This is a genomic window from Hymenobacter lapidarius, assembly GCF_001816145.1.
GTDB lineage: Bacteria > Bacteroidota > Bacteroidia > Cytophagales > Hymenobacteraceae > Hymenobacter > Hymenobacter lapidarius.
Map to the genome: position 1 here is coordinate 1 of NZ_MDZB01000115.1, position 11127 is coordinate 11127.

Annotated in this window: 9 protein-coding genes and 1 pseudogene; 8 read left to right on the top strand and 2 right to left on the bottom strand. The window is 62.4% G+C overall.

From position 1 onward, the window contains the following. Positions 1 to 122: 122 nt before the first annotated feature. The 4 genes and pseudogenes from BEN47_RS12570 (at position 123) to BEN47_RS12580 (ending at position 3331) form a co-directional block, all read left to right on the top strand. Positions 123 to 1421 (top strand): metal-dependent hydrolase family protein, encoded by a 1299-nt coding sequence (locus BEN47_RS12570; RefSeq protein ID WP_070728757.1) that lies wholly within the window; start codon positions 123 to 125, stop codon positions 1419 to 1421. A 92-nt stretch (positions 1422 to 1513) separates the two neighbouring features. Further along, positions 1514 to 1868 (top strand): annotated as a pseudogene (locus BEN47_RS23050) (IS701 family transposase); the annotation flags it as partial. A gap of 178 nt (positions 1869 to 2046) precedes the next feature. Next, positions 2047 to 2628, top strand: a complete 582-nt coding sequence (locus BEN47_RS12575; RefSeq protein WP_070728758.1) for a DUF1990 family protein — start codon at positions 2047 to 2049, stop codon at positions 2626 to 2628. Continuing rightward, entirely contained in the window at positions 2606 to 3331 is a 726-nt protein-coding gene (locus BEN47_RS12580) for a DUF1990 family protein (protein WP_070728759.1), read from the top strand. Before BEN47_RS12575 ends, BEN47_RS12580 begins: the two co-directional genes overlap by 23 nt. A gap of 8 nt (positions 3332 to 3339) precedes the next feature. Here the strand turns inward: BEN47_RS12580 and BEN47_RS12585 are convergent, their stop codons facing one another. Continuing rightward, positions 3340 to 3645, bottom strand: a complete 306-nt coding sequence (locus BEN47_RS12585) for a DUF3817 domain-containing protein (protein ID WP_193427147.1) — start codon at positions 3643 to 3645, stop codon at positions 3340 to 3342. A gap of 172 nt (positions 3646 to 3817) precedes the next feature. Here BEN47_RS12585 and BEN47_RS12590 point away from each other — a divergent pair, with 172 nt between their 5' ends. Then, positions 3818 to 4864, top strand: a complete 1047-nt coding sequence (locus BEN47_RS12590; protein WP_070728761.1) for an NAD(P)-dependent alcohol dehydrogenase — start codon at positions 3818 to 3820, stop codon at positions 4862 to 4864. Positions 4865 to 4963: 99 nt separating this feature from the next. On the opposite strand, the gene BEN47_RS12595 is transcribed toward BEN47_RS12590, so the two are convergent. Then, entirely contained in the window at positions 4964 to 5785 is an 822-nt protein-coding gene (locus BEN47_RS12595; protein WP_204378319.1) for a ribonuclease H-like domain-containing protein, read from the bottom strand. Between the two features lie 389 nt (positions 5786 to 6174). Here BEN47_RS12595 and BEN47_RS12600 point away from each other — a divergent pair, with 389 nt between their 5' ends. The 3 genes from BEN47_RS12600 (at position 6175) to BEN47_RS12610 (ending at position 11001) form a co-directional block, all read left to right on the top strand. Beyond that, positions 6175 to 8658 carry a TonB-dependent receptor domain-containing protein gene (locus BEN47_RS12600; RefSeq protein ID WP_070728762.1) on the top strand — a complete coding sequence of 828 codons (2484 nt, stop codon included), beginning with the start codon at positions 6175 to 6177 and terminating at the stop codon, positions 8656 to 8658. 125 nt (positions 8659 to 8783) lie between these two features. Next, positions 8784 to 9926: a M50 family metallopeptidase gene (locus tag BEN47_RS21490; RefSeq protein ID WP_070728763.1), complete on the top strand. Its 1143-nt coding sequence runs from the start codon at positions 8784 to 8786 to the stop codon at positions 9924 to 9926. A 172-nt stretch (positions 9927 to 10098) separates the two neighbouring features. After that, entirely contained in the window at positions 10099 to 11001 is a 903-nt protein-coding gene (locus tag BEN47_RS12610; RefSeq protein ID WP_070728764.1) for an ABC transporter ATP-binding protein, read from the top strand. Positions 11002 to 11127: the final 126 nt, after the last annotated feature.

Here is an 11127-nt window from a genome sequence, read left to right on the forward strand (position 1 = left end):
GGCCGCAAGAGCCAATAGCCCGTAAAATTACGGCCCTGCTAGACTGGTTTATTCGACAACTTACTTATTATCAATTCCCTAAAATAGTAGGGTAGAGTGGTAAACCACTTATCCCCCATTGCATGCGCCAACTGCTCCTTCTATTGCTTGTCTTGCTGTTCGCGGAATGCCCTTCCTGGGTACGGGCCCAGGTGAAGGCCCTTCGCTTCGGCCAGGTGATTGACGGCCGGGGCCGGGTCATTCCCAACGCCGTGATTCTGGTTAAGGCCGACCGCATCGTGGCCGTGGGTCCCGAGAAAGACGTGGTTATCCCCGCCACTGCCGAAATCCTGGACCTGCGGGCGTACACGGCCATTCCCGGGCTCATCGATGCGCACACCCACCTGACTTTTTATTGGGATAAAGCGCCCGGTACCACCCCGTGGCAACAACTGGGCATGCTGGGGCCGGCCGTAACGGTGTTTCTGGCCCAGGAAAACGCTCGAAAAACGCTGGAAACCGGCGTCACCACCGTTCGCGACCTGGGTTCCTCGGACAATATGGACCTGGCCATGCGCGCGCTCATCAACCGGGGTGCCATGCACGGGCCGCGCATGCTGGTGGCCGGCAACGGCCTGCACATCAGCAGCTCGCCCTACAAAGCGGGGGCCGTGCCCGACCCCGGGCAGTGCGACGGCGTGGCCGAGGTGCAGCGCGTGGCCCGGCAGCAGCTGGCGGCCGGCGCCGACTGGATTAAAATGTACGGCTCGACCGGCAGCGACCAGGACGTGACCGGGTTTCAGACCTTTGGCTACGAGGAGATGAAAGCTGCCGCCGACGTGGCGCACCGCGCCGGCAAGCGCATCGCCATCCATTCGTACGGCCCCGACGGCGCCCGCGACGCGGTGCGGGCCGGCACCAATACCGTGGAGCACGCCATTGACCTGGACGACGCCACGCTGGCCGCCATGGCCCGGCAAGGCACCATCTACGTGCCCACCGTGGAGCACAACCGCTACTACATCGCCCACCGGGCCGAGTACGGCTACGATTCGACCGTGGTGGCCGGCCTGAACCAGTACGTGGCCAAAAACTTTGAGACCTTGAAGCGGGCCGTTAAAGCCCGCGTGAAAATTGCCATGGGCTCGGATGCCGTGTTCACGGGCTTCGGCGAGAATACCCGCGAACTGGCCTGGTTCGTCAAAGCCGGCATGAGCCCGGCGCAGGCCCTGCGCACGGCCACGGGGACCGGGGCCGAAATGCTGGGCATGGAGGGGTCCTTGGGCGCCCTCGTGCCCGGCTATTACGCCGACATCGTGGCCGTCGAAGGCGACCCACTCAAAGATATCAACGTGGTCATCGACCACGTGAAGTGGGTGATGAAGGCCGGTCAGGTGGAAGTGAACCACACGACTCCAGCAGTTTCTGCCACCCAGCGGTGAAGCAGCCCAAGTGGGCTGAAACCACGTTCTCGCCAGCTGCTTGTTTGCTTGCCAAACCACTCCCCAACGGCGTGGTGGCGAAATAAAATGCCCGGCAAGTCTTTCCAAACAAAGGCGGCTCGGCAGGCATGCTGTATCTGGTGAGCAGCGACACGAGCCTGAGCCAGCCCCAGTCAACGACAATTTGCCTAAAACCGTGGAAACCCGTATCAAGGGTTTAGGCGTCGAAGAATACCACAAATCCCTCAAACAGAATGCTTCTATGGGCAAAGCGCCCACCAAAAAAACGATACTCAAGTCAACCATTTCTTTGCCGCCATCTTGGCCCACACCAAGTTAGACGTGTTCAAACTCCGCTGCGGAATGGGCAATTTTTGCTTAAAAGCGCAACTCTGGTTGGCGTGCCTGAAAGCCATGAACCAGGAATTAGCCCGAATCGCCGCGTAACATCAGCTAATAATCGGTAATCAAGAATTGGGGCTTTCGCAATGTGCGGCTGGCGCATACCATCAGCTGCTAATTGAGCATGTGAAGATTGCCCTAATGCGAGCTGGCAACGTATACGCGAAACCAAGCTTGGATTGCCCTCTTTGCATTCTTAATTCTCAATTACTACTTAAAAACAGTGTCCGACACTCATCAACCTGAACAACCCGCCGCCACTGGTTCGGGGCCGTGGCTGGAGCGGCGCTACTTTATCGACGTGGCCCGGCCGCGCCGTACGCCGGCTCAGCTCATGGCCGAAGTCCAGGCCGATGTGGCCCGATTCGCGCCCGAGCTGCTGGCCAATTTCAAGAAAAAGGAAGGCTGCGAAAGCGGCTTGCGTGTGGGCGAGGAATTTGAAATCACCATCCTCGGCCCCTGGAACGGGTGCGTGCGCGTGACTGAAGTCGGCGCCACGTTCTTCGAGTTTATCACCCTCGAAGGCCACCCCGAGGCGGGCCGAATTCATTTCGAAGCGCATTACTTGGACGAGTCGCCCGAGGTGCTGCGCTTTGAAATCCGCTCGCGGGCCCGCTCCCGCGATGGGCTGGTGGCCTTCGCCTACAACACCACCGGCATCGGCAAGCGCGTGCAGGAAGCCACCTGGGTTGAGTTCTGTCGGCGCGTGGCGGCGGCCGGCGGCGGCCAGGCCCTGGGCGACGTTACCGTGGAAACCATCACCAAAGACGAAAGCGGCACCCATGACCACGAGCGCCACGCGTAGCACTGCCGGGCACGGCCCGGTTGCGCCGCCGCTGTGGGAGCAGCAGCGCGCCCGCTTGGAGGCCTACGCCAACACCGAAGTCAACTACGATTTCAGTCGCCAGAGTGAGTACACCACTGCCACCGGCTGGCGCCTGGACGACTACGAAGCCGACCTGCCCGCCGAAGCGCCCGGCCCGCCCGCCGCGGCCGGCTCCTTCGCGGCGGCGCAGGATGTGCTGCGACGCTACGCCTTCCCGCCGCCCGACCTGATTACCGGTATTTTTACGCCCGACGGCCCGCTAGAAAAGCGCGTCATGGTGCTGCGGGCGCAGTTCCTGTTCTTTAAATTCTACTTCGGCGTGCGGGTGAGCGGCGTGACCGATGAGGCCGCCCGTGACACGCCCCACGGCCCTGCCGGGCCGGAACCCGAGCGGGTGTGGGGCTACGGCTACCGCACCCTCGAAGGCCACTTTGAGCGCGGCCAGATTGACTTCACCATCCACAAAAACCTGAAAACCGGTGCGGTGCAATTTCGCATCCACGCCGTGTCGCAGTCCGGCCAGATTCGCAACCCCTTCTATTGGATTGGTTTCAAGCTGTTTGGGCGCATGCTGCAGCGCAAGTTTGCCCGCGAGTCGTTGAAGCGAATGCGGGCCTTGGTAGACGCCGCGCTAGCGGAAGGCGCGCCCGCCGTTCTTCCCGCTACGGTTGCAACTGCCTGAGAGGCCGGTTAATGAAATAGGCGCTTTTCAGCCCAGAACGTGCCGAACGGAAACACAGACGCCACCAAGGCCAGGGCCGTTTTCCCAAACGACCACCGGTACTGAATGGCCACCTGAATGACCAGCAGCACGTACACCACAAACAGCACGCCGTGCGCCATGCCCACGTAGCGCACCGCCGCAGGCTGCCCCGCCAGGTACTTCAGCGGCATGGCAACGCCGAGCAATACCAACAACGAAACTCCTTCCAGAAAACCAACCAGCCGCAGGCGGCCCAGCGAGGTGAGAAACAAACGACCGGGGGTGAGAGACATAGCGTAAGACAGTAGATAAGGCCGCAAAGGTACCCCGCGCTTTTCGCCGCTGTCCCGTAAACCTTACCCAACCGGTGCGGTTAGCCCAGTTGCTGCCGGCCGGTATTTCCGAAGGCCAAGGCTGCCGGCCAGCTTCTCCATTTTAATATTCGACATTCCTAATTTTCTTCTGATGCTTCCTACTAAAGCTTACGCGGCCCCGGCCGCCAGTGTGCCCCTGGCGCCTTTCGATTTTGAGCGCCGCGACGTGGGCGCGCACGATGTTCTCATTGACATTCAATTCTGTGGCGTGTGTCATTCCGACCTGCACCAGATTCGCGACGAGTGGGGCGCGGGCATCTTCCCAATGGTACCCGGCCACGAAATCGTGGGCCGCGTGACTCAGGTGGGCGCCCACGTGAAGAACTTTAAAGTGGGGGACCTGGCCGGCGTGGGCTGCATGGTGGACTCCTGCCGCACCTGCCCCAGCTGCCAGGACGGCCTGGAGCAGTACTGCGAAACCGGCATGGTGGGAACCTATGCCGGCACCGAAAAGGAAACCGGCCGCCCCACCTACGGCGGCTACTCCAGTCAGATTGTAGTAGACGAAAAGTACACCCTCAAGGTATCGGAAAAGCTGGACCTGGCCCGCGTGGCGCCGCTGCTCTGCGCCGGCATCACCACCTACTCGCCCCTGCGGCAGTGGAACGTGGGCGCCGGCCACCGCGTGGGCGTGATGGGCCTGGGCGGCCTGGGCCACATGGCCGTGAAGCTGGCCGCCGCCATGGGTGCCGAAGTCACGGTGCTCAGCACCTCGCCGGGCAAGGAAGCCGATGCCAAAGCCCTGGGTGCCCACAAGTTTGTGGTGACCAAAGACAAGGAGCAGCTGAAGTCGGTGAGCAACTACTTCGACTTCATCATCAACACCGTGTCGGCCCCGCTCGACCTGGCTTCTTACCTGAACCTGCTGCGCCGCGATGGCACCATGATTTTGCTGGGCGTGCCGCCCGAAGCCCCGCAGGTCCACGCCTTCAACCTGATTGGCAAGCGCCGCCGCATCGCCGGCTCGCTCATCGGCGGCATTGCCGAAACCCAGGAAATGCTGGACTTCTGCGCCGAGCACAACATCATGTCCGACATCGAGCTGATTGACATCAAGGACATCAACGAAGCCTACGAGCGCATGCTGAAAGGCGACGTGAAGTACCGCTTCGTGATTGACCTGGCCACATTGAACTAAGGCTTGAGCGTCGTCCAGTTTTTATAAAAGAAGCCCCGTGCAGTAATGCGCGGGGCTTCTTTGTTTGTGCTGGCGTGATGGCAGCAGGGAGTGGCCGGGCTACACCGTCGCAATGCGCATCGTGGGCACGGCAGGCCAGGGCGTGGCCGTCACCTGCACGGCGTCCCACAGGGTTTTTTGGCCGGTGTAATGCAGGAATATCCGGGCTGTGGTGATGATGTCTTTTTCGCAGTACGCCACGATGCGAGCCAGGTCCTTTTCTATCCAATAGGTATGGGCTACCTGCGAGCCGTTGATATCGTCTTTGGGCGAGGGAATGCCGAATAGGCCGGCCAGTAGGGCCAGCGTGATGTGGCCTTTGTTGTCGCCGAATTTCCACAGCTCCATGGTGTCGAGCAGGTGGGGGAGGTCCCAGGGCCGGTGACCGGCAATGTCGAGTATGGGCGGAATGTCCTGCCCGCAAATCAGCATGCGGCGGCCCAGGTAGCCGTAGTCGAACTCGCGGCCGTTGTGGGCGCACAGGAAGTAGCCGTCGGGGCCGGCCGTGTCGAGCTTGGCATACCGACTGGGGCCGTAGGGAGCGTAGCGCTGCAGGAAGTTACCAAAACCGCGCAGTACCTCGCACTCATCGTCGTCGGCAAACGACTTGGTGCGGAATTCCAGGGTGTCGTCCTTCAGCAAGCGGAAGAAGCCCACCGAGATGCACACCACCTTGCCGAACTCGGCGTAGAGGCCGCCGTTGGCAAACAGTTCTTCGTGGGTTTGGCCGTCGGCCAGCTCGCGGGCGTGGCGCTTCTCGCAAAATTTTTTCCAGAGCGGCTGGTGCGTGGCCGGCAGCTCGGCGTGGGTGGCGTGGCCCGGCACGGTTTCAATACCGACGAAGAAAACGCGGGTCAGGTCAACGTGGCGGAGAATATTCATGGGTAGCAACAAAGAAGAACCGCTATGAAGGTAGGGCCTGCCGCGCCCGCCACCCAAATTCTGCGGTGTAAACCCGGCGGATTCGCGGCCGGGCCGTTCCTTTGTGGCGCGGCCCAAATCAGGGGTTGAGGCGCCTCAAACCCTAAATCGGGGCGGTAAGTCGGAGTCGGAAGCGGGGGCAGACCTTTGCCTCGGCTTCTTCCAATAACTACAGAGTTGAACAATAATAGGAGGCCGTGCTTCGCTATATAGCTGTTCGCGCATTAGCTGAGCTGATTTGAACTGGCCGGCTAAAATGTAGCGCGTGCGCCATGCAACGACGACTGGATTTTCTGCCTCTTTTCAACACATTTCCTTCTTTTCAACACCCTTTCTGCTTCCTTCTGCACATGACTTACCCTTACCGCTTGCTGCTGGCGCTGCTGCTGACCGCGCCTGTTCTCACTACCCCGGTTTGGGCGCAACAGCCGGCATTGCCGGCCGCGCCGCCAGCGGGCACCGGCTCCATCACGGGCGTGGTGCTCGACTCGCTGAACCGCCAGCCAGTGCCCTATGCCACGGTGGTGCTATTGCCCCCCGCGCCCAATGACAAGGCCATTACCGGTATTGCGGCCGATGACAACGGCCGGTTCACCTTCACTAAGCTGGTGGCGGGGCCGGCGCGGCTGCGCGTGAGCTACGTGGGCTACGGCACCCAAACGCGGGCCGTCACCATCACGGCGGGGGCCACCGATGCGGGCACGTTCCGGCTGCCCACGGCCGGCACGGCGCTGGCTGAGGCGCTGGTCATCGGCACGAAGCCGGTGGTGGAGGTGCGGCCCGACCGCATCATCTACAACGCCGAGCAGGACGTGACCAATACCGGCGGCACCGCGGCCGATGTGCTGCGCAAAGCCCCGCTGCTGGCCGTGGACGGCGAAGGCAACGTGAAAATGCGAGGCTCCGGCAACTTCAGGGTGCTGGTGAACAACAAGCCCTCGCCCACGATGGCCGCCAACCTGGCCGATGCCCTGAAAAGCATCCCGGCCGACCAGATTAAAAGCGTCGAAATCATTACCACGCCGCCGGCCAAGTACGACGGCGAGGGCACGGCCGGCATCATCAACATCGTGCTGAAAAAAGGGGTGGACCGCGGCGTGAACGGCCGGGTGGGTGCCTCGGGCGGCAACCGGGACGCCAACACCAACGCGTCGCTCAATTTCAAGAAGGGCAAATTTGGCTTCACCTCCTCGGCCAGCGTGGGCCGGTGGTTTGGGCCCAACCAGTTTGAACGGGTACGGAATGGCCTCCTGGACGCCTCCACGCTCACTCAAAGCAGCAAGGGCCGCAACAACGGCGGCTACTACTACGGCACCCTGGGCCTCGACTACGACGTGAGCGAGCGCCAAAGCTTTTCGCTGGCCGGCTCGCTGAACGGCTACGGCGGCGAAAGCACCAACGCGCTGCTGAGCCGTTTCGGGGCGTCCAACCCCGCGCAGAACAGCCTGTTCTTCCGCAATACCGACAACCTGTTTTCCGGCCTCAACGCCGAGGTAACCGGCACGTACACCCAGACCTTTGCCCAGGCCCGCCGCGAATGGAGCGTGCTGGGCCAGTACTCGCGCAACGACAACACCTTTGGCTACGACTACGACCAGTTTGAAAACTCCATGGTGCCGCTGGAGAGCACGCAGGCCAACTACCGCGAGCGCAGCCGCGGCCGCACGCCCGGCTCGGAATACACGTTCCAGACCGATTTTGTGCAGCCTTTTGGCGAGAAGCAGACCTTGGAAACGGGCCTCAAGGCCATTTGGCGGCGCACGGGCTCGGTAGCCGACGTAGACGGCCTGCGCCGGGGCGAAACGACGGATTTTGTGCGCCTGCCCGGCCGCTCCACCGACTTCAGCTACGACCAGAACGTGCAGGCGGCCTACGCCACCTACTCCTTCGCGCCCAGCAAAAAGCTGAACCTGAGCCTGGGCAGCCGCCTGGAGCGCACGGCCCTGGCGGCCGATTTCCAGACCACGGACTCGGGCTTCGAGCGCAGCTACTACTCGCTGCTGCCCAACGGCAACGCCCAGTATGCCTTTAGCGAAGCCAACAGCCTGCGCCTGGCCTACAGCCGCCGCATCACCCGGCCCTACATCTACTACCTCAACCCCTTCCGCAACCTGGGCGACCCGCAGAATATTTTCTTCGGCAACCCCAACCTCGACCCCGAGCTGACCGACTCCTACGAGCTGAGCTTCAACACCAATGGCAAGGCGGGCTCGCTCAACGTGTCGGCCTCGGTGCGCCGCACCGGCAACGCCATTGAGAGCGTGCGCCGGGCCACCGCCACGGTGGGCGTAACGGAAGAAACCTTCGCCAACGTGGCGGCCAACGCGTTTTATCAGCTCAATTTCTACGGGTCGGCCAAGCCGGCCAAGGGCTGGGACATCAGCGGCGGCCCCGATGTGCAGTACATCGTGCGCCGCAGCCCCACGCTGGGCATCGAGCGCACCGGGTTTACGGCGGGCCTGAATTTCAATACGTCGTACAAACTACCCAGAAGCTTCACGGCCCAGGCGTTTGCCTACGCCTCATTGCCCACGCCCGAGCTGCAGGGCCGGGGCGCCGCCAACCTGTACTACTCCATGGGCGTGAAAAAGAACCTGCTGAAAGACAAAGCCGACCTGACGGTGAACGTCACCAATCCGTTTAATGCCTACTGGGCCTACCGGAGCACGGTCAACACGCTGTCTTTCAGCGAGCAGCAGGAGTACCGGGGGTTCCAGCGGAGCATTCGCGTGAGCTTTGGCTACCGCTTCGGCCAGGAGCAGCAGGGCAAGCGGCGCAAGTCCATCTCGAACGACGACGTGAAAGGCGGCGGCAGCAAGCAGGGCGGGCAGTAGCCGTTGGCAGGAAGAAGCAGGCCGGTTGGGTGCGGGCGGGGCCCGCACCTGGGCCACCCGGTCGGGGTGCACGGCCCACCATGTAATATTGCCCGCCGCCCACAGATTCCTGCCATCCCAACGTCATGAAAAAGTCGAAAAAACTCCTGACCTTTTTAATTTCCATACTGGTGGGCGGCGGGCTGGGCCTGCTGGTGGGGAAGTACGTAGGGGCGTATTTCAAACACGCGCACTGGGGCGGCGGGCAGGTGGCCGCGCTACTGTCCCTGCTACCGCTGGCCTGGCTGGTGGCCGTGGGCCTGCACGAGCTGGGCCACGCGCTGGCGGGCGGGCGGCAGGGCTTTGTTTTACAATGGTTTGTGGTAGGTCCGCTGATGTGGAAGCAGCAGGACGGCCGCCTGCGCTTCCGCTGGAATACCAACCTGAACACGGCCGGCGGCATGGTGCTCTGCGTGCCGCCCGACGACCACAACCTGCGCCGCCGCTTCATGATTTTTGCGGCGGGTGGGCCGCTGGGCAGCGTGGTGTGGGCGGCGCTGGCGCTGGGCATCTGGGCGCTGCTGCCCACGCCGGCCACGGTCGTGGGGCAGGTGCTGGCCGCCGGCCTGGCCGGTAGTGGCGGGTTCTCGGTATTCCTGGCCCTGCTGACGGCTGTTCCGTTTCACACCGGCGGTTTTTCCAGCGACGGGGCCCGGGTACTCAACCTGTGGCGCGGCGGCCCGGCCGGCCAGCTCGAAATGGCGGTGCTCTCGGCTTTTGTGCGGTCAGCGTCCGGAGTGCGGCCCCGCGAGCTGCCTCTGGCGGAGCTTGAGGAGGCCGTGGCCTCGCCCGCGGAACTGCCGTTCAAGCTCTACGCGTATCAATACCTCTACCTGGCGGCGCTCGATGCCGGCCAAATTGACCAGGCCGGGCAGTACCTGCGCGAGTACCGCGACCGACTGGCCCTGACGCCGCCCGCCCTGCAAGCCAACGGCTGGCTGGAGTCGGCGTTTTTTGCGGCGGCCTACGAGCACGACCTGCCGGCTGCCCGCGCCTTCCGGGAAAAGGCGCAGGTGACGGCCCACACGCCGACCGACGTGCTACCCCGCACCGAAGCCGCCCTAGCCCGCCTGGCCGGCGACGCCGACGCGGCCCGCGCCCAGGCCCAAACCGCCCTGCGCGAGCTGCCCAAAACCCTGGACCCCGGCAGCGCCCGCCTCTACACCGAGTGGCTGGCCGACACCGTGTGCTGGGCCACGGAGCCGGCCACCGCCCGCATTGCCGGCTAGGCAGGCGAATCCAGCGCCGTTATGGCCAGGCAACCAAAGGCGCCAAAGCAGCATCAATGCGGTGGCTGTAATAAGAGCACTTCCTTCGCGATTTAACTTCCCTGAAGCCGCCCTGAGGCGGTCCATTTCTCACTTTCTCTTAACAAACTTTCACCTTTTTCTGCAAAAAAGCATGGCCCTCACGATTACCAACCTCTCCAAAACCTACCCCAATGGGACTCAGGCGCTCAAAAACGTGAGCCTGGAAATACCCAACGGCATGTTTGGCCTGCTTGGGCCCAACGGCGCGGGCAAATCGAGCCTGATGCGCACCATTGCCACGCTGCAGGACGCCGATACGGGTTCCATTCACCTCGATGACATCGACGTGCTGCGCGACAAGGAGGCCGTGCGCCGCGTGCTGGGCTACCTGCCGCAAGAGTTTGGCGTGTACCCCAGCGTGAGCGCCGAGGAGCTGCTCGACCATTTCGCCACCCTCAAAGGCATTGCCAGCAGCAAGGAGCGCAAGGAAATGGTAGCCGCCCTGCTGCACCAGACCAACCTCTACGACGTGCGCAAAAAGCACGTGGGCGGCTACTCCGGCGGCATGAAGCAGCGCTTCGGCATCGCACAGGCCCTGCTTGGCAACCCGCGCCTCATCATCGTGGACGAGCCCACCGCCGGCCTTGACCCCGCCGAGCGCAACCGCTTCCACAACCTGCTGAGCGAGATTGGCGAAACCCTGGTGGTTATTCTCAGCACGCACATTGTCAGCGATGTATCGGACCTGTGCCGCCACATGGCCATCATCAACAAAGGCGAAGTGCTGCTCACCGGCGACCCGCTTTCGGTGATGAATAACCTGAAAGGAAAAATCTGGCGCAAGCTGATTGAAAAGGCCGAACTGCCGGCCCTGCAAGCCGCGCAGCAGGTCATCAGCTCACGCCTGTTTGCGGGCAAAACCGTGGTGCACATCCTGGCCGATTCCGCGCCGGACAGTGGGTTCGAAGCCGTGAATCCGGATTTGGAGGACGTGTATTTTTCGGAGATTAAAAATTATGAAATGAGAATTAAAAGCGAGCCAGTCCTGGCCTGAGCAAGAAAGAACGTCATGCTGAGCGCAGCCGAAGCATCTCTACCGCGCAAGTAATTCAACGAAGCGGTAGAGATGCTTCGACAGGCTCAGCATGACAGCCTTTTTAATTCTCAACTCATAATTTTT